The sequence below is a fragment of the Pseudomonas sp. TWI929 genome, assembly GCF_039673335.1.
Taxonomy (GTDB): domain Bacteria; phylum Pseudomonadota; class Gammaproteobacteria; order Pseudomonadales; family Pseudomonadaceae; genus Aquipseudomonas.
This window is the reverse complement of record NZ_JBDJLK010000075.1, coordinates 1-18,256: the sequence shown is the minus strand read 5'-3', so window position 1 is coordinate 18,256 and position 18,256 is coordinate 1. Positions and strand designations below refer to the sequence as shown.

At 60.8% G+C, this 18,256-nt stretch carries 20 protein-coding genes; 6 read left to right on the top strand and 14 right to left on the bottom strand.

The annotated features are described in order from the left end of the window. Window positions 1–115: 115 nt before the first annotated feature. Genes ABE456_RS22810 through ABE456_RS22800 form a run of 3 tightly spaced genes read right to left on the bottom strand, consistent with a single transcriptional unit; the run spans window position 116 to window position 1,604 of the window. A complete protein-coding gene (locus ABE456_RS22810; protein ID WP_346645945.1) occupies window positions 116–1,081 on the bottom strand; it encodes a hypothetical protein in 966 nt (321 codons plus the stop codon). 44 nt (window positions 1,082–1,125) lie between these two features. Continuing rightward, entirely contained in the window at window positions 1,126–1,332 is a 207-nt protein-coding gene (locus ABE456_RS22805) for a hypothetical protein (RefSeq protein WP_103469872.1), read from the bottom strand. Window positions 1,333–1,382: 50 nt separating this feature from the next. Continuing rightward, entirely contained in the window at window positions 1,383–1,604 is a 222-nt protein-coding gene (locus ABE456_RS22800; RefSeq protein WP_176685166.1) for a helix-turn-helix transcriptional regulator, read from the bottom strand. Window positions 1,605–1,727: 123 nt separating this feature from the next. Here ABE456_RS22800 and ABE456_RS22795 point away from each other — a divergent pair, with 123 nt between their 5' ends. Beyond that, window positions 1,728–2,042: a hypothetical protein gene (locus ABE456_RS22795; protein WP_346645944.1), complete on the top strand. Its 315-nt coding sequence runs from the start codon at window positions 1,728–1,730 to the stop codon at window positions 2,040–2,042. 455 nt (window positions 2,043–2,497) lie between these two features. Here the strand turns inward: ABE456_RS22795 and ABE456_RS22790 are convergent, their stop codons facing one another. The 3 genes from ABE456_RS22790 to ABE456_RS22780 form a co-directional block, all read right to left on the bottom strand. Continuing rightward, complete coding sequence (locus ABE456_RS22790; RefSeq protein WP_346645943.1) at window positions 2,498–3,364, bottom strand: helix-turn-helix domain-containing protein; 867 nt, start codon at window positions 3,362–3,364, stop codon at window positions 2,498–2,500. 378 nt (window positions 3,365–3,742) lie between these two features. Further along, entirely contained in the window at window positions 3,743–5,035 is a 1,293-nt protein-coding gene (locus ABE456_RS22785) for a site-specific integrase (protein WP_346645942.1), read from the bottom strand. A 272-nt stretch (window positions 5,036–5,307) separates the two neighbouring features. Beyond that, complete coding sequence (locus ABE456_RS22780; protein WP_346645941.1) at window positions 5,308–5,727, bottom strand: helix-turn-helix domain-containing protein; 420 nt, start codon at window positions 5,725–5,727, stop codon at window positions 5,308–5,310. An 82-nt stretch (window positions 5,728–5,809) separates the two neighbouring features. Between ABE456_RS22780 and ABE456_RS22775 the strand changes: the two genes are divergently transcribed. Next, the gene (locus tag ABE456_RS22775; protein WP_346645940.1) at window positions 5,810–6,298 is read left to right on the top strand and encodes a DUF2938 domain-containing protein; all 489 of its coding nucleotides are present in this window, start codon (window positions 5,810–5,812) and stop codon (window positions 6,296–6,298) included. 14 nt (window positions 6,299–6,312) lie between these two features. Here the strand turns inward: ABE456_RS22775 and ABE456_RS22770 are convergent, their stop codons facing one another. Continuing rightward, window positions 6,313–6,492: a hypothetical protein gene (locus ABE456_RS22770; protein ID WP_346645939.1), complete on the bottom strand. Its 180-nt coding sequence runs from the start codon at window positions 6,490–6,492 to the stop codon at window positions 6,313–6,315. Between the two features lie 408 nt (window positions 6,493–6,900). On the opposite strand from ABE456_RS22770, the gene ABE456_RS22765 reads away from it, so the two are divergent. Beyond that, window positions 6,901–7,170 carry a hypothetical protein gene (locus ABE456_RS22765; RefSeq protein WP_346645938.1) on the top strand — a complete coding sequence of 90 codons (270 nt, stop codon included), beginning with the start codon at window positions 6,901–6,903 and terminating at the stop codon, window positions 7,168–7,170. Window positions 7,171–7,515: 345 nt separating this feature from the next. On the opposite strand, the gene ABE456_RS22760 is transcribed toward ABE456_RS22765, so the two are convergent. After that, window positions 7,516–8,271 carry an ABC transporter substrate-binding protein gene (locus ABE456_RS22760; protein WP_346645937.1) on the bottom strand — a complete coding sequence of 252 codons (756 nt, stop codon included), beginning with the start codon at window positions 8,269–8,271 and terminating at the stop codon, window positions 7,516–7,518. Between the two features lie 123 nt (window positions 8,272–8,394). Here ABE456_RS22760 and dnaX point away from each other — a divergent pair, with 123 nt between their 5' ends. The 3 genes from dnaX (at window position 8,395) to recR (ending at window position 11,655) form a co-directional block, all read left to right on the top strand. Continuing rightward, window positions 8,395–10,461, top strand: a complete 2,067-nt coding sequence (dnaX, locus tag ABE456_RS22755) for a DNA polymerase III subunit gamma/tau (RefSeq protein ID WP_346645936.1) — start codon at window positions 8,395–8,397, stop codon at window positions 10,459–10,461. Between the two features lie 64 nt (window positions 10,462–10,525). After that, entirely contained in the window at window positions 10,526–10,861 is a 336-nt protein-coding gene (locus ABE456_RS22750) for a YbaB/EbfC family nucleoid-associated protein (protein ID WP_003254305.1), read from the top strand. A gap of 191 nt (window positions 10,862–11,052) precedes the next feature. Then, complete coding sequence (gene recR, locus ABE456_RS22745) at window positions 11,053–11,655, top strand: recombination mediator RecR (RefSeq protein ID WP_201199090.1); 603 nt, start codon at window positions 11,053–11,055, stop codon at window positions 11,653–11,655. Window positions 11,656–11,779: 124 nt separating this feature from the next. Here the strand turns inward: recR and ABE456_RS22740 are convergent, their stop codons facing one another. The 6 genes from ABE456_RS22740 to ABE456_RS22715 form a co-directional block, all read right to left on the bottom strand. After that, window positions 11,780–12,328 carry an adenine phosphoribosyltransferase gene (locus ABE456_RS22740; protein WP_009683910.1) on the bottom strand — a complete coding sequence of 183 codons (549 nt, stop codon included), beginning with the start codon at window positions 12,326–12,328 and terminating at the stop codon, window positions 11,780–11,782. 55 nt (window positions 12,329–12,383) lie between these two features. Then, window positions 12,384–13,118, bottom strand: coding sequence for a Crp/Fnr family transcriptional regulator FnrA (gene fnrA / locus ABE456_RS22735; protein WP_016711709.1), 735 nt, complete (start codon window positions 13,116–13,118; stop codon window positions 12,384–12,386). A gap of 185 nt (window positions 13,119–13,303) precedes the next feature. Continuing rightward, window positions 13,304–14,686 carry an oxygen-independent coproporphyrinogen III oxidase gene (gene hemN / locus ABE456_RS22730; RefSeq protein ID WP_346645935.1) on the bottom strand — a complete coding sequence of 461 codons (1,383 nt, stop codon included), beginning with the start codon at window positions 14,684–14,686 and terminating at the stop codon, window positions 13,304–13,306. A 105-nt stretch (window positions 14,687–14,791) separates the two neighbouring features. Then, window positions 14,792–15,475, bottom strand: coding sequence for a sulfite exporter TauE/SafE family protein (locus ABE456_RS22725; protein WP_346645934.1), 684 nt, complete (start codon window positions 15,473–15,475; stop codon window positions 14,792–14,794). Further along, on the bottom strand, window positions 15,468–15,683 hold the full coding sequence (gene ccoS, locus ABE456_RS22720) for a cbb3-type cytochrome oxidase assembly protein CcoS (RefSeq protein ID WP_346645933.1): 216 nt from the start codon (window positions 15,681–15,683) through the stop codon (window positions 15,468–15,470). The genes ABE456_RS22725 and ccoS overlap by 8 nt, the downstream gene beginning before the upstream one ends. Next, complete coding sequence (locus ABE456_RS22715; protein ID WP_346645932.1) at window positions 15,662–18,136, bottom strand: heavy metal translocating P-type ATPase; 2,475 nt, start codon at window positions 18,134–18,136, stop codon at window positions 15,662–15,664. The genes ccoS and ABE456_RS22715 overlap by 22 nt, the downstream gene beginning before the upstream one ends. Between the last annotated feature and the right edge of the window lie 120 nt (window positions 18,137–18,256).

Below are 18,256 nucleotides of genomic sequence, written 5' to 3'. Positions count from 1 at the left end.
AACTGTGCTCGTTAGGGTTGTCTATCGAGTTATTCGGTACACTCGTGTGGTGCCGTTTGCCTGTACTCGCTGATCTATACCCAAATGAACTCACCTCCACGGTATCCTTCCGGCGTTAGGTGATTCGATCTGACAACTCAAGGCTTTGTATCATTCTGGTGTTAACTGGGGATTTGACGTATGTGGTATCAGCCCCTCCGAGAATGGCGACCAGAAGTCGACATACCAACGCCTTCATTTGCAGTGTGACGTTTGTGAGATCTCCGTCAGGCTTGTTACCACCGTAAATCGAGAACCCTAAAGGTTCATCGAAGAATAGGGCTTCGTGGATGGCATCGTTACGGGCGATTGATAGGGGCGAAGCACCTGCTTTGCTTTCTGCCCATTTGGGTATGGGGATGTAGAATTTTTCACACATCCATTGGATTCGCCGTGCATGAGGCACGCGTAGGTTGGTCTTTTCCTTGACTTCGAGAAGCTTGAAACAACCATCTAATGCCATGTAGAGGTATTGAAACCGTTCAAAAGGAAGGCTCTGTGGGTACTGGGCCAAGAACAAAGCGTGGATGACTGCGGCGATTCTCTTGGGTGCACGAGGAGCATCGCGTTCCTGTTCTAGGAAATCGAGTGCCAAATGCACAGCTTCGATTAGGATGCGGCGGTTAAGGACGAAGTCAACGAGTTTGTGCGGCTTAACGGGAGTCGCATCAAGAAAGCCCGCCTCTGTAGTTGTCAGACGCATGCCAGTAAACAAGGATAGGCACCAGACTATGAAGTCGAGGTCGTGTTGGTCCTTGTTTCTATGGAGGGTCAAGGCATGAGTTTTAGGCAGTCCGAAGACGCGGCTGCTATAGGGCATTGATCGGACAATTCCGCTCACGAAGTTCAATCGCTGCTGTGGTCCCGGGTAGAGCCAGCCGTCGATGACATTCTCATCTTCGGCGATTAAGGATACGGTTTCCTCGTGATCTGGTAGGGTCAGGATGGAAAACCTTTCAGTCTCCAGATCGCAGCGTACTGGGTAGTAACCGAAGTTTGTGGTAATTCCGCTTGCCAGTGAATGCTGCGGTTTTCCGGGCATGGTTGTGGATGCCTCGTGCAGTTTAATTTGCGGTGTTCTAAAGCTCAGGAACGGAGCGAATCGATCCCTGAGGCGATTGCTTGGGCGTTTGTGTCCAAGGTTTGCAGGATGCCGAGCACATTGTCGTGCACGTTGGTTGATCCCCGCTGCTTGATCCAAAGCGAGAGTTCTTCAAGGCCAGCACGTAGGGCAGTCTGGTTGAGGTGCAGCAGCTCCAGCGTGTCAGCAGTGACTGAGATACGGTCGTCCATGTAGTAGTCCTATGAGGGGTCGAGCCTGAGTGTAGCGTCGATCTGACTGGCTACAGACCCTCAAGAAGCTCGGAAAGGGACATGCTCAGGCCGTCAGCAAGCACCTTGGCCGCTTCAAGGCTGGGGTTAGCTGTGCCTGTCTCGATGCGGGACATGTAGGTGCGGACAAAGCCGCATTTGTCAGCGAATGCCTCTTGGCTGAAGCCTTGGCTGCTGCGTAGTTCGCGGATTCTTTGGCCAAAAGCTTTTCGTAGGTGTTGGTTTGTCTGCATCCCCGCATGATGGTTTGACGCACTCTGATCGTGAACACACTGACTGATGACACACCAAGTGATACATTAGGTCAATCTCCACCTATCGGTGGGCAAGCGCAATCATGTCAGGACGGATCAACTATGAACGAAAAGCTCTTCGTATTGACTAGCCAGAAGAAGACCACCAGCCACGTGCTACACCTGCTGCTCTGCATACCAACGTTCGGCCTGTGGTTGATCGTCTGGCTGCTGGTTGCAGGTAGTAACAGCAAGCACAATGCACGGATACAGAAGCAGATGAGCCATGTGCTGGATTACAAGGTGCAGGGTTTGAGCGATGTTGAAACCTATCAACGTGTAGCGGCTGACGAAGCAGCCAGCAAACGTAGAAACGACCAGATTTTCGTCCTCACAGTTATTGCAGTGACTGTGGGATTGTTCCTGCTCATGAAGTAGCTTTCACCTAATGAGGTGAAACCAATTGCTCCGCACCGAAAGCGGCAAGCTTTCCGCTGGTTGCACTGTAGATGACCGTAGGTCAGGATCGTGGACACCTAACGGTGTAGAGGGGGTGAAAACCAACACCCCCAAAACCTACTAATCCGTTCTATCCACAGCTGACGCTGTTCCTGTGCACAATATCCGATCCGCAGGATTGAGCTTTGCACGATCAGAGCGTAGCTCTGGTAGCTGCTCGCATTCTTGTTGTCCAACCATGTTATTGGTTGGTTGGACTGGTACGATTGGCCGTCAGCGTCAGCTAACAATGATAGATATTTTCATTTGGGACAACTTTGTTGTTTGTTGTCCCGGTGTAAAATTTATCGATGGTGTTACGCCCAATGCTCCGCATTGAATCGCCTCTATAATAAATGCGACCGTATTACTCCCCCCTTCGGCGGAGAAGTCGCTCACGCGGCTTTCAGTCCTACCTGTGCAGCCCGTACTTCGTCACGCCACCTACGGATGGTCTTTGCCGATACGCCCGTTTCCCGCTCGATGGAGTTGACCCCCCGACCTTGTGCCAGCAGCTCCAACACCTCTGGTTTCTTTGGGTGTTGCTGCCGCTGTTGGGGTGTATAGCGATTTGGGAAGGTTACGATAGCAGCTGTGTCCGGCTGAGGCGGATAGTCTGCTTCGTACTCTTCCGCCGTCTTGAACTCGGTCAAGGTACGAAGATCGTAGTGCAGCTTGGCGAGCTCTTCCGGGCTAGGGTGGCACGCATCATTACAATCTTCCCACTCGCAGGCTTTAGGCTCAAAATCGATGCCGTCCATCTCGCTGATGAGGAACTGAGGGCGACTCTTCTTCATCCATTCAATGCACAACTCAACTGCCTTGACGTAGCGCCTCGCTTGTCGTTCGCCCAGTTGCAGCAAATCTTCTACTGCTTCGTTGGTGATGACAGGGAGAGCTCCCAGAATGTAGTTAATCTTGGCTACAGACAGTGGCAACTGTTGCTCTCGCTCTCCGTACCAATCCAAGCGTGCTACCCCTTCAATGATGTCCATAGCGAACTCAGGATAGGGCGCCCAATAGGTTTGGGGGCCGATGAACCCATAGAAGGGATTCAAAATCATCTTGGGCTTACGCCCACGATTGCCCTTGGGCTTACGTTCGGCCTTGATTTTGCTTATCGGTGCGTTGTCTGCCAGCCACTGATCGGCGTTGGCTGAAAATCTTGCATTCAATGCTTCCAGCTCTGCTGGCGGCAGCAGGCTAGTAGAGGGGCGGGATTCGGTAGTGCTGGGTGAATTCGAGGCGAGCGGGTACATCATCGGATTGGTCTCCTTTTCAAGTTAATCGCATAGGCATTCCTCTCAGGTTGTGCCGGTTTGGTTTGGTAAAACGCAGGCGTTAAAAAGCCCCCTTGCAAGGCACCAATTTCTTGGTGGTCGCGTGGAGGCTTCCGAATGTATGTCTACCTACTGGGTAGGGCGCTCACTCTACACGATTGCCGAAAAAAAGCAATCCTTAGGTATTGACTTTTTTAACGACCACGCCTGTAAAAACTATTTTGCCGTGCGGGGAACGCGCCTTGCTTAGTTCAAACGCTCCTTCAGCCCCATAAATACTGGGGTTGGAAATGAAAGACGGTAGGTGAACGTCAATTAGGTGGCAGTGTTTAACCAAGGTTTTTGCTGGGTTATTCGAAGTTATTTGATGTGCCTCATAGCCTCAACCATAGCCTTGATTGGTGTCCTGCTGCCGTAGATGCCGAAGGTTACGGAGCTGTCTTCGTGCCCCATCATGCGTTTGATTAGCGAGTCTTGCACGCCAGCATCACGCAAGTCATCGATGAAGGTGTGGCGGAAGCTGTGGAAGGTTTTGCGTGGGTCGGTGATGCCTTGCTTCGCCTTGTAGCGTCCGAACCATTTTGAGGCCGAATGTCCGAGCTTCCCACGTACTGCTTCAAGCTCAGGGAATAGTCGATCAGCACCAGTGCTTTTGACTGATTCTGCGTACTGCAATAAACCCTGCTCAACGAGCGACGGATGGAGGGGAAGAACACGGCGGCTGCTGGCATTCTTGAGACTCTGGCCTTCATGGCTGTCGTCAATGCGAATGCACGGGATGCCCTGTTGCTCAATGAAATCGTCCACACGCAGCTGGCAAAGCTCTTCAAGTCGTGCACCAGTGAACCGCCCAAGGAGTGGTAGCCAGTAGCGCCACGGATGTTTCCGTGCTTCTTTTCGAAGTGCCTCATGGTTCAGCAGGACAACTAAGTCGTGCCGCTCAAAGGATAATCGAGCTTCCTTCGCTGATCCTGTCATGACTTTCATGCCCGCCAGCGGGTTGTCTGCCACGTACCCGTTCGCCTTGCACCAGTTGAGGAAGGCCGTGAGTTTGCGTAGCCGGTTGTTCACGGTGACGGCAGTGATGGTCTTGTACGTGCTACCTGACTCAATCACCTGCTTCAGCGTCTTGCCCTTGAACTCGGGTCGCAAGCCGAAGTATTGCGGGCATAGGCTGAGCCGCTCCTTTAGCTGGCGTGCTTGGTGCACATCGAAGGCTTTGGCGGGCATGTCACCCATCAACTCGAACAGGTCTGATAAGGCTCGCTCGACTTCCTCGGTGCTGCCCTGTCGCCATGTGCCGCCGCGTTTGCCTTCTTCTATATAGAGCTTGGACAGGGTGGCGAGCGTAGGACCGTCGCTCTGTGGCTTCGCTGTAGTCGCTGTAGCTCTTCGTGGTGCAACCATGGTGGTTGGCTGAGGGGTAGAGTCTCGCCACTGCGTGCATAGTGCACGCAGCGTCTCAGGGGCTGTCAGAGGATGTTCAGTTAGGTGGCAATGCACTTGCTGAGCTAAGGAGCTGGCAAGGAACAATGCAGCCTGACGTTCTCGCACACGCAGGCATATGCGTAAGGTTTGACGCTGATGGAATAGATGCTTCGGTAGTCGCAGATTGAGGTAGTAAACGGACTGGCGGCGGACGATGTAGGCCATAGGAGAGCACCAGAGTGGACCAATAAAGTGGACCAATTGAGTGGAACAATTCTGGTCACACCCCGGACTTTGAGCGTGCATGCTGACTATCTGCACGAGTATATGGCGAACTACCTCATCAGCCTGAAACCCTTACCCCATAAGGCCCACATTGATTACCGAGCATGCTTGCATGCCCCATGGTCAGGCCCGGAAGGGAGCAGCCATAGCGGGAACATCGAGTGCCGGGGTGTGGCTGGTGGGGCCGCCTCCATTTCCGGGGTCGGAAAACCTCAATCTGCTGCGAACGCCTTCGTTCTATCCTGCTTCTCACCCAATGCTCCTGCCGCCGACAGCTTCATCAGCCGCTGGAATTTCGGGCATGCCAAATGATCTTCCTCAGGGCACTGTGCCGCATGTCGCAAGCCTTTGCTCATTGCCTGTAAGCGCCTGATCCGTGCATCCAGTTCATCGGCCTTGTGTAGCAGCTTCTGCCGGTCGACCTGCAAGTCGACCAGCATCGCCCCCACCTCATCCAGCGAAAACCCCGCAGCCTGCCCCAGGGCGATCAGCGCCAACCGGTCTGCCACATCGGCTGCAAACTGCCGACGCTGGCCGTGCCCGGCGAGCGATTTGAGTAGGCCTTTCTTCTCGTAGTAACGCAGCGTCGAGGCAGGTACGCCTGTGCGTTTGGCAACGTCGGCAATGTCCATTTCGGGCCCTTGACTTGAAGTTGACTTCAACTTCTATGCTGCGCGGCATGGTGATGACCGTCAATCTTCGAGGGCCTTTTCAATGACGATTACTGCGATTTTTTCAGCTGCCTGGCCGATTGGCATTGGTGCAACGGTGGTGATGGACTTGTGGGGGCTGCTGTTGAGGCGGCTGGGTGTCGCCACGTTGAACTTCGCCATGGTCGGGCGTTGGGCCGGGCATTTGTTGCGCGGGCGTGTGCGGCATCAGGCGATTGCCAAGGCGGAGCCGGTGCGGCATGAGTTGGCGTGGGGCTGGGTGATTCATTACACCATTGGCGTGCTGTTCGCGATGCTGCTGGTTGCGATCGTGGGGGAGGGCTGGTTGCTGGCGCCTACCTTGTTGCCTGCGCTGGTGGTTGGTGTGGTGACCGTCGCGGCACCGTTGTGCTTCATGCAGCCGGCGATGGGGGCGGGGTTCTTTGCGTCGAAGACACTGACGCCTGCGCGTAACTGCCTGAAGAGCCTGGCCACGCATTTTGTGTTTGGCGTGGGGTTGTTCCTGAGTGCGGACTTACTGGCTTTAGTGTGAGACGGAGAGCTCGCTCAGAGCCAGCGTGCAATCAATATCCCAGCTATCAGCATTATCGCTGCAGACGCTGCGCCGAGGTAAAACAGCAATACGCCCGTCCAGGGTGAGGATGTTCTGAGCTTGCGCAACTCCTCATCGAGCATCTCGGCTTCGCTCTGTAGGTTTTGAGTGGGAGCTTGGGTGGCACGGCGCATTTGCGATTCCTTGTGGCTGGATGTATGAACGCTCAGGTCAAGTTGGCTAAGGGCATGATGCCTGCGATGGCGCTGGTAACTGCAGGCAAGGTGTGTTTTTAGATGGATCTGACATCAGCCTGAGAAAACTCCTACGGGACAGATAAGTGCGGCGAATTATCCTACGATCTCCGTCGACTCCCGTCTGATTGTCCCGGGAAACCCCGCCCACTAGGCTTTTGCGGTCGCTGTCGGTTCAGCGATCGGGTGTGGAAGCCTGAGTGGTTTGGCGGCTGTCGATATGACAGTTGTACGTGGGAGGCCTTCGTGCCTGCCGGGTTCGCCATACCCCTGGTCTTCCACCCCGCGTACAACTGTCACCCTACGTGTGGAAGCGAAAGGGTGTCCTTAGCCCGGTATGGTGAACTCATGAAAAAACTGGTCCCCGATCCACCCCACGTTTTCGACCTTCCCCAAGGTAAATCCCTTTCCCGCGCTATCCATGAAGGCATCGTGCCGATGGAGTTAGCGCTGATGAATGTCACCCACTACCTGATGTTTGCCTATAGCGACAGCCGGCGGGCGCTGGAACGCATCGAGGACGAAGAGACTCGGCAGTTGCTGGAGCATGGGTTGCGGGCTATGCAGATTGCCTGGGGGCAGGCGGATGCTGTAGCTCTGGCGGTTGAGCGGCGGTGAAGTTACAGGCGCTGGTGGCTTGCAGGCAATTGCGTGCTGGCTGCCAGGTTTTTGGCTTGGGTTGTTTGGTGCCAACGAGATCGAGCGCCGCCCGCGCGGCGCATCGCGAGCAAGCTCGCTCCTACATCTGTTTCGGGCCAGTATTGCCTGTGCCAGCGCGCGCGACCGCCTTGTTGGTCCCACACGATATTGAGGTGAACGCCAAGGGCGCGCGCCTCTACCTCAGGAATAATTGGCCCGAAACAGATGTAGGAGCGAGCTTGCTCGCGATGCGCCGCGCGGGCGGCGCTCGATCTAACAGGCAATAAAAAACTGTCGGCGTACAGCTGTCAGCCCCCCCCCAAATCAAGGCCGAGTCGCCAAAACCCCCATCCCCCCATACCGCTGCACAATCCGCTCGATCTCCCCTGACTGCTTCATCCGGACCAGCGCCCGCAGTAGCCCTTGTGTCGGTATCGCCGGGTCATTGCGCACCATGCACCCCAGGTCCTGTTCCTCCAGCACAGCCAGCGTCTGCAACTGCCGATCTGCCGGCTGACCTTGATTGAACCACTGCAACGACAGCTGGTTGCTCACCGCATGCCGATAGCGCCCGGCCTGCAGTTTTTGCAGCACCAGCAACTGGCTGCGGCTGTCCTCACGGCGCAGCCGGCCCTGGTCCAGCAGCGGTTGCAGGGTCGAGTAGGTGTAGCCCAGCACCGTGCCGATAGCCTGGGGCGGTAGTTGCTCCGGCGGCATCGGGGTGCTGTCGCCGACGCGCCCCACCAGCAGGTCGCGCTGGTGAATCAGCGGGATGCTCCAGACAAAATCGCCCGGGCGGTCGTTGAACCACTGGGTGCTTACATAGCAGCGCACATCGATATCGCCGCTGTTCATGGCCTCCTGCAAGCGCAGGCGGGCCATCACGTGAAACTCTGGGCGTACGCCAACTTCCCTGGCCATGGCTTGCATCAGGTCGTACACCAGGCCTTCCACCGGCTGGTCGCCTTCAATGCGCACCAGCGGCATACTCCAGCTTTCGGCGACAGAAAAGCGCAGCACGGGCTGATCAGCCAGACTGTAGGTGGTCCAGAGCAGTAACAGGGCCAGCAGTCTTCGCAAAGGCAATCCTCCCTGGATAGCGCGCCAGTATCAAAGCTTAGACGACTCGCGCAGGGTGCAATTTTGCCCCCGCTCCGCTAGCATTAGCGATCTTCCGCTCGATCAGGCTACGATGGTTTTTCGATGAGTTATCAGGTTCTTGCACGTAAATGGCGTCCGCGCTCGTTCCGCGAAATGGTCGGCCAGACCCATGTGCTCAAGGCCTTGATCAATGCCTTGGACAACCAACGCCTGCACCATGCCTACCTGTTCACCGGTACCCGTGGCGTGGGCAAGACTACCATCGCCCGTATCATCGCCAAGTGCCTTAACTGCGAAACCGGCATCACCTCCACGCCCTGCGGCACCTGTTCGGTGTGCCGGGAGATCGACGAGGGCCGCTTTGTTGACCTGATCGAGATCGATGCCGCCAGCCGCACCAAGGTCGAAGACACCCGCGAACTGCTCGACAACGTGCAGTACGCCCCCAGCCGTGGCCGCTTCAAGGTCTACCTGATCGACGAAGTGCACATGCTCTCGACCCACTCGTTCAACGCCTTGCTCAAGACGCTGGAAGAGCCGCCACCTTACGTCAAGTTCATCCTCGCCACCACCGACCCGCAGAAGCTGCCGGCCACCATCCTGTCGCGTTGCCTGCAGTTCTCGTTGAAGAACATGAGCCCGGAACGGGTGGTTGAGCACCTCAGTCACGTACTGGCCGCCGAAAACGTGCCTTTCGAGGCGGATGCCCTGTGGCTGCTGGGCCGCGCGGCCGACGGCTCGATGCGCGATGCCATGAGCCTGACCGACCAGGCCATCGCCTTTGGCGAAGGCAAGGTGCTGGCCGCCGATGTGCGGGCCATGCTCGGCAGCCTCGACCATGGCCAGGTTTATGGTGTATTGCAGGCGCTGCTTGAGGGCGACGCCCGGGCCTTGCTGGAGGCCGTGCGCAACCTGGCCGAGCAGGGGCCGGACTGGGCTGGCGTGCTGGCCGAGATGCTCAATGTGCTGCACCGCGTGGCGATTGCCCAGGCACTGCCGGAGGCAGTGGACAACGGCCAGGGCGATCGTGACCGAGTGCTGGCGCTGGCTGCGGCACTGCCGGCCGAGGATGTACAGTTCTATTACCAGATGGGCCTGATTGGCCGCCGCGACCTGCCCTTGGCGCCAGACCCGCGTGGCGGCTTCGAAATGGTCCTGCTGCGCATGCTGGCGTTCCGCCCGGCCGACACCGACGATGCACCGAAGCCGGTACTAAAGCCAGTGGGGATCAGCCAGGCCACAGCTGATCCTGCAACGCCGGTGGCAGCGCCAACGGTTGCCGTGGCGCCGCCAGCTGCTGCTGTCGTGGAGCCTGCTGCCGCCGCGCCCCAGGTCCAGGCGCCCGCGCCGGTCGAGCCAGTGCCAGCGGCGGTTGTCGAGACCGTGCCGGTTGTGGAGCCTGCCCCAGTTATCGAGCCTGAGCCAGCGGCAGAGGTAATCGACCTGCCCTGGGAAGAGCCCGCTGCAGCGCCAGCGCCGGTCATGGCAGAGCCCGAGCCTGCGCCGGTACCTGCACCCGCTCCCGTAGCCGTTGCTCCAGCTCCGCAGGCCGCTCCGGCCCACGACGATGAGCCGCCGTTCGACCCGTCCGCCTACGCCGCCGTAGGCATGGACCGCGACGATGAGCCGCCGCTGGACGAAGACTATTACGAAGGCGAAAGCGACCCGGTCGGCTTCAGCTACCTGGATGAACTGGCCGAGCACGTCCAGGAAGAAGCCCCCAAGCCTGCGGCCGAGCCGCTGCCAGCGGCCAAGCCGGCCACTGGCCTGGCCCTGCAATGGCTGGAATTATTCCCACAGTTGCCTGTGTCCGGTATGACAGGCAACATCGCCGCAAACTGTACGCTGATTGCCGCCGATGGTGATGACTGGCTGCTGCACCTGGACCCTGGCCAGGGCGCGCTGTTCAACGCCACCCAGCAGCGGCGCCTGAACGAGGCGCTTAACCAGCACCTGGGGCGAACATTGAACCTGCGCATCGAGCTGATTTTGCCCGAGCAGGAAACCCCGGCCCAGGCGGCAGCGCGCAAGCGTGCCGAGCGCCAGCAGGACGCGGTCACCTCGATCGAGCAGGATCCGTTGATCCAGCAGATGATCAAGTTGTTCGGTGCCAAGGTGCGGCAGGATACTATTGAGCCTGTAGAGGCCCTGGTCAATCAGGGCCAGTAACGGATAACCATGCGGCCGGCCCGGTGCCGGGCCGCATCACATGACCCAATCGAGGTATACCCCCATGATGAAAGGTGGCATGGCCGGCCTGATGAAGCAGGCCCAGCAGATGCAGGAAAAGATGCAGAAGATGCAGGAAGAGCTGGCCAACGCCGAAGTCACCGGCCAGTCCGGTGGCGGCCTGGTGAGCGTGGTGATGACCGGTCGTCATGACGTCAAGCGCGTCAGCATCGACCAGAGCCTGATGTCGACTGACGAAGACGACAAGGAAGTGCTGGAAGACCTGATCGCCGCTGCGCTGAACGACGCCGTGCGCAAGGTCGAGCAGAGCAGCCAGGAAAAAATGGGCGGCATGACCGCCGGCATGCAACTGCCGCCGGGCTTCAAGATGCCGTTCTAAGGCATTGCGATACTGAAAACCGCCGCTGACAACAGCGGCGGTTTTTTTGTGCGTACTCGCAGCCGCCGCGGTCTGCTTCTATTGTGGGCCGCTCTCACAAAAAAGCAGACCGCGCCGGCATGGAGGTGGATTTGACGCCACCGCCCCTGCTGGGTATAAACCGCCTCTTATTGAATTGTCAGGCCTTTCCCATGAGCTTCAGCCCCCTCATCCGCCAACTGATCGATGGCCTGCGCATTCTGCCAGGTGTCGGCCAGAAAACCGCCCAGCGCATGGCCCTGCAACTGCTTGAGCGTGACCGCAGCGGTGGCCTGCGCCTGGCCCAGGCCTTGACCCAGGCCATGGAAGGGGTGGGGCATTGCCGCCAGTGCCGCACCCTCACCGAGCAGGAGCTGTGCCCGCAATGCGCCGACCCGCGCCGCGACGACACCCAGCTGTGCGTGGTCGAAGGGCCGACCGATGTGTATGCGGTGGAGCAGACTGGCTACCGTGGCCGTTACTTCGTGCTCAAGGGGCACCTGTCGCCGCTGGACGGCCTGGGGCCGGAGGCGATCGGCATTCCGCAGCTGATGGCGCGGATTGAGGAGCAGGGCACCTTTACCGAGGTGATCCTGGCGACCAACCCGACGGTAGAAGGTGAGGCGACGGCGCATTACATAGCGCAGTTGCTGAACGAGAAGGGGCTGGTGGCGTCGCGGATAGCCCATGGCGTGCCGCTGGGGGGCGAACTGGAGATGGTGGATGGCGGGACCTTGGCCCATGCCTTTGCCGGGCGGCGGCCGATTTCGCTCTGATTCAGAATTGTTGGGGCCGCTTTGCGGCCCATCGCGACACAAGGCCGCTCCTACAGGGGTACGCAATCTCCTGTTGGAGCGGCCTTGTGTCGCGATGGGCTGCAAAGCAGCCCCAAAAGCCAACTCAGTATTCGCTGAGGGAAAACTCGGTCAGGCAGAAAGTAGGCACCCCAGCCGCCTGCAGCCGGCGCGACCCGTCCAGCTCCGGCAAATCAATGATCGCCGCCGCCTCGAACACCTGCGCCCCGGTGCGGCGTACCAGGTTGGCCGCCGCCAGCAGGGTACCGCCAGTGGCGATCAGGTCATCGAAGATCAGCACCGAATCGCCTTCACACAGGCTGTCGGCATGCACTTCCAGGAAGGCTTCGCCGTACTCGGTCTGGTAACCCTCGCTCAGCACGTCAGCCGGCAGCTTGCCTTGCTTGCGGAACAGGATCAGGGGCTTGTTCAGCTGGTGGGCGATGATCGAGCCGATCAGGAAGCCCCGTGCGTCCATGGCGCCGATGTGGCTGAACTCAGCCTCGACATAGCGCTCGATGAACTGGTCGGCCACGTAGCGCAGCCCGCGCGGCGACTGGAACAGCGGGGTGATGTCGCGGAAGATTACCCCCGGTTTGGGGAAGTCCACTACCGGGCGGATCAGGGCTTTGAGGTCGAAGGCGTCGCTGTGCATTGTTGCGGGTATCCTGGGGAAACGAATGCCCAAGTATACCCGCTAAACGCCGGCCTCAGGCCTCGATTGCACCACCGGCCAGCGCGCACAGCTGGATCGGGTCGAGGATATGCACTTCCTTGCCCTCGGCGCGGATCAGGCCGTTCTGCTGGAAGCGGGTGAACACCCGTGACACGGTTTCCACTGCCAGGCCCAGGTAATTGCCGATTTCGTTGCGCGACATGCTCAGGCGGAACTGGTTGGCCGAATAGCCGCGGGCGCGGAAGCGTGCCGACAGGTTGACCAGGAAGGTGGCGATACGCTCGTCGGCGGTCTTTTTCGACAGCAGCAGCATCATTTGCTGGTCATCGCGGATTTCCCGGCTCATTACCCGCATCAGCTGGCGGCGTAGCTGCGGCAACTGTACCGACAGTTCGTCGAGGCGCTCGAAGGGGATTTCGCAGACCGAGGTGGTTTCCTGGGCTTGGGCCGACACCGGGTAGGCCTCGGTGTCCATGCCTGACAGGCCGACCAGCTCGCTGGGCAGGTGGAAGCCGGTGATCTGCTCTTCGCCGCTGTCGCTGAGGCTAAAGGTTTTCAGGGCGCCGGAACGTACGGCGTAAACCGAGCCGAAATTGTCACCTTGGCGGAACAGGAACTCGCCTTTTTTCAGCGGCCGGCCACGCTTGACGATTTCATCCAGTGCATCCATGTCTTCCAGGTTCAGCGAAAGAGGCAGGCACAGGGGGGCCAGGCTGCAATCCTTGCAATGGGCCTGGTTGTGTGGGCGCAGTTTGACTGGCTCGGACATTTTCAATCGATCCTTGTGGGAAAGCACACATAAGACGTAAGGGTAACTCACGGCGTAGGGTGTAGGCCAGCGTGCGCTATTGTGGTGCGAGCTGGCCAGGCCCCGGCGGGTGCGCGCCGGGGGCTTCGCTGTGCCCATAGTGTGCCTGACAAGGACGCTTGTCCATGCGGTGGAACGACTCGGTTTCAGATCACCCGCGAGAAGCGCTGGCGGTTGTGCATTGCCAGGTAGGCGTCGAATACCATGCACACTGAGCGCGCCAGCAGGCGGCCGGCCGGCAGGATGCGGATGCCCTTGTCGTCCAGGCTGATCAGGCCGTCGCGCTGCAAGGTCAGCAGCTCGGGCCAGAGGTCGTTGAAGTAGCCACGGAAATCAATGGTGAAGGCCTGTTCGATCGGTTCGAAATCCAGCTCGAAATGGCAGATCAGCTGCTGGATCACCGCTCGGCGTATGAGGTCGTCGTGGTTGCAGAGCAGGCCGCGCTGGGTCGCCAGCTGGGCGTTGGACAGGCTGTCCTGGTAGGTGTTGAGGTCGCTGCTGTTCTGGCAGTACAAGTCGCCGATCTGGCTGATGGCCGACACGCCCAGGCCAATCAGGTCGCAGTGCCCGTGGGTGGTGTAGCCCTGGAAGTTGCGCTGCAGGGTGCCTTCTTCCTGGGCGATGGCCAGTTCGTCGTCGGGCAAGGCGAAGTGGTCCATACCGATGTAGCGGTAGCCGGCAGCGGTCAGTTGGTCGATGGTGGCGTGCAGCATCTCCAGCTTGGCAGCAGCGCTGGGCAGGTCGTTGCTGTCGATGCGCCGCTGTGGCATGAAGCGCTCGGGCAGGTGGGCGTAGTTGAATACCGAGAGGCGGTCGGGCTGCAGGCGGATCACTTCTTCGACGGTGCGGGCAAAGCCTTCCGGGGTTTGCTTGGGCAGGCCGTAGATCAGGTCGAGGTTGACCGAGCGGAACTGCAGCGTGCGCGCCGCCTCGATCAGGGTGCGAGTCTGCTCCAGGCTTTGTAGGCGGTTGACCGCGCGCTGCACCGCCGGGTCGAGATCCTGCACGCCCAGGCTGACGCGGTTGAAGCCCAGTTCGCGCAGCAGGCCCATGGTCGACCAGTCGGCTTCGCGCGGGTCGATCTCGATGCCGTAGTCGCCGGAATCATCGTCCAGCAGGTGGAAGTGCTGGCGCAGGGTGGCCATCAGCTGGCGCAGTTCCACATGGCTGAGGAAGGTGGGTGTGCCGCCGCCGAAATGCAGCTGTTCAACACGCTGTTTAGGCTCCAGGTGGCAGGCGACCAGCTGGATTTCCTGTTCCAGGCGCTGCAGGTAGGGCGCGGCGCGGGCGCGGTCCTTGGTGATGACCTTGTTGCAGGCGCAGTAGTAGCAGATGTTGGCGCAGAACGGCACGTGCACGTACAGCGACAGCGGGCGCACCGCCCGACGGCTCTCGCGCAGGGCGTGGAGCAGGTCGAACGAGCCCACCTCGCTGTGCAGTTGCACGGCGGTCGGGTAGGAGGTGTAGCGTGGCCCGGCGAGATCATAGCGGCGGATCAGGTCGGTGTCCCAACGAATGTCGTCGAGCATGTGGGCGGTCCCCGGAAAGAGCAGCAGTGCACCGGAGTCTATGGCCGTCTGTAGGAATCTGTTTTGATTTGTATCAAGGGCATTGGGGGCCGCAATGCGGCCCCATCAATGCCCCATCAACCAATGCTGGTGCGGCCCAGGCATGGTCCAGATGCCAAACAGTATCACCAGCACCCCGCCAGCCACCCGCACACTACGGCGTCTCAACAAAGCGTTTACTCGTTCAGCCGCCAATCCGGTAGCCAGCAGCACCGGCCAGGTCCCCACCCCGAACGCCAGCATCAACGCCGCGCTGTACCCGGCATTGCCCTGGCTGGCCGCCCACAGCAAGGTGCTGTACACCAACCCGCACGGCAGCCAGCCCCACAAGGCGCCCAGCAACAGGGCCCGGGGCAGGCTGGACACCGGCAGCAAGCGTGATGCCAACGGCTGGATATGCCGCCACAGGCCGCGGCCCAGGGCCTCGATACGGGTCAACCCGCTCCACCAGCCGGCCAGGTACAGCCCCATGGCAATCAACAGCAATGCTGCCACCACCCGCAGCGCCAATGCCGCCGGGCTGCTGGCCACGGCCCAGCCGGCCAGGCCCAGCAACAGGCCCGCGCAGGCATAGCTGAAAATGCGCCCGAGGTTGTATGCCAGCAGCAGGCGCAGGCGTTTGCCACGCTGTTCAGGCGGGATGGCCAGGGTCAGGGCGCCCATCAGGCCGCCGCACATGCCCAGGCAATGGCCGCCGCCAAGCAGGCCGAGGATCAGCGCCGAGCCCAGCAGGGGAAGCAGGTCAGGCACGGGGTGGTGGTTCCTTGTCGGCGTCGGCCGGGGTGTCTTCAGGCTTCACCGCCGCCTGGTGGCGCGGGTCCTGATCGTCGAAGAGGATGCTGTGGGCAGGGCTTTCAAGATCGTCGTACTGGCCGCTGTCCACCGCCCAGAAGAAGATGTACACGGCCACGCCGACCAGCAGCAGGGCTGCGGGGATCATGACATAGAGGGCGGGCATGGCGTCTTTCTCCCAGGCAGGGATGCTTCATTGGTCGGCAAACCTGATACCCGCGGCATGCGAGTCAGGCGCAGGGCATTGAGCACCACGATCAGCGAACTGACCGACATGCCGATGGCCGCCCACACCGGGGTGATCCAGCCGAGCGCGGCAAACGGCAACATCAGGCCATTATACAGGGTCGCCCACAGCAGGTTCTCGAGGATGTTGCGGCGGGTACGGCGGGCCAGGTCGAAGGCTTGCACCAACGCCTGCAGGCGGTTGGACAGCAGCACGGCGTCGGCGCTGGTCTTGGCCAGGTCGGTGGCGCTGCCCATGGCGATGCTGATGTCGGCAGCGGCCAGCACCGGCACGTCGTTGACCCCGTCGCCCAGCATCAGCACCTTGTGCCCGGCCGCCTGCAAGGCTTTGAGCCGGTCCAGTTTGTCGTCTGGGCGCAGGCCACCGATGGCCTGGTCAATGCCCAGCTGCGCGGCCACTTCGGCAACCATCGGTGAGCTGTCGCCCGACAGCAGCAGCGTGCGCCAGCCACGGGCCTTGCAGGCGGCGAGCAGGGCAGGGGCATCTTCGCGCAGGCGGTCGTCCAGGCCAAACCAGGCCAGTGGCCCCTGGCGGTCGCCCAGCAGCAGCCACTGGCCGCGCGGCTCCGGTACGCCGGGGATTTCCGCGCCGCTCAGGGCGCAAACGAAGGTGGCTTGGCCAATGCGCAGGCGTTGGCCGTCGACCAGCCCTTCCAGGCCAAGCCCGGGCACGCTCTGCACATCATCGGCAGGTGTGGTGGTACGGCCGAAGGCGCGGGCGATGGGGTGTTCGGAGCGGTTTTCCAGTGCTGCGGCCAGGGCCAGGCAGCGGTCGGCGGCCAGGCTGCCGAGCGGGCGGATGCTGCGCAAGGTCAGGCGGCCCTCGGTGAGGGTGCCGGTCTTGTCGAAAATTACCGTGTCGATCTGGTTCAGGCCTTCCAGCACGTGGCCGCGGGTGACCAGCAGGCCGAGCTTGTGCAAGGTGCCAGTGGCGGCGGTCAGCGCCGTTGGCGTCGCCAGGGACAGCGCACAAGGGCAGGTCGCCACCAGCATGGCCAGCACGATCCAGAACGCCCGTGTCGGGTCCAGGTGCCACCACCACAGGCCGATGGCCACCGCAGCCAGCAGCGAGAACAGCAGGAACCACTGCGAGGCCCGGTCGGCGATTTCCGCCAGGCGCGGCTTTTCGGTCTGGGCGCGCTCCAGCAGGCGCACGATGGCCGACAACCGCGAATCGTGGCCGAGGGCTTCGACTTCCACGTTCAAGGTGCTTTCGACATTCAGCGTGCCGCCGGTGACCCGTTCGCCAACCCGGCGTGGCTGCGGCAGGTATTCGCCGGTCAGCAGCGATTCGTCGACGCTGGAGCGGCCTTCGACGATGCGCCCGTCGGCAGGGATTACCGCGCCTGGCAGCACCTGCACCGTATCACCACACTGCAGCTCGCTAAGCAGGATGCGCTCGCTGCGGCCGATGGCATCCAGGCGCAGGCACGAGGCCGGCAGCAGGTTGACCAGCTGCGCCGTGGCGGCGGCGGTGCGTTCGCGGGCGCGGCGCTCCAGGTAGCGACCGGTGAGCAGGAACAGGGCAAACATGCCCACGGTGTCGAAATAAAGCTCGCCGCTGCCGGTGATGGCCGTCCAGATCCCGGCGCCGAAGGCCAGACCGATGGCCAGCGACACTGAAACGTCCATGGTCAGGTGGCGGGTGCGTAGGTCGCGTGCCGCGCCCTTGAAGAACGGCGCACAGCTGTAGAACACGATGGGGATGGTCAGGAACAGCGCCACCCAGCGCAGGATGGTGTGCAGCTCGGGTGACAGGTCGATGTTGAATTCCGGCCAGGTGGCCATGGTCGCCATCATTGCCTGGAACCACAGCAGCCCGGCCACGCCCAGGCGGCGCAGGGCGCTGCGGTTTTCCCGGGCCAACTGCTCAGCAGCCTGGTCGGGCTGGTAAGGGTGGGCGGCATAGCCGATCTGGCGCAGCTCGGCGAGCAGGCGCGAGAGCGGTTGCTGCTTGTCGTCCCAGTTCAGCAGCAGGCGGTGGTTGGACAGGTTCAGGCGCGCTTCGGCGACGCCGGGCAGGTTGCGCAGGTGCTTTTCGATCAGCCAGCCGCAGGCGGCGCAACTGATGCCCTCGACCAGCAGGGTGGCTTCAGCCAGCTCGCCCTGATGGCGGACGAAGGTTTGCTGCACGTCGCTGCGGTCGTACAGGGCCAGCTCGTCCTGCAGTTGCCTGGGCAGTGCTTCGGGGTTGGCGCTGTTGTCGCTACGGTGCTGGTAGTAGTGCTCCAGGCCACCGGCGACGATCGACTCGGCCACCGCCTGGCAACCGGGGCAGCAGAACTGCCGGGGCTGGCCGAGGACCACGGCGGTGAAGCGGCTGCCGGCAGGGACGGGCAGGGCGCAGTGGTAGCAGGGGGTGGGTTGGGTCATCACATCATTGCCTTACACAAATCGCTGGCTGGACACTGTACCTGTGGGAGCGGGTTTACCCGCGAATGCGTCAGATCAGTCAATGATGTTTTCAGGGCTGACGCATTCGCGGGTAAACCC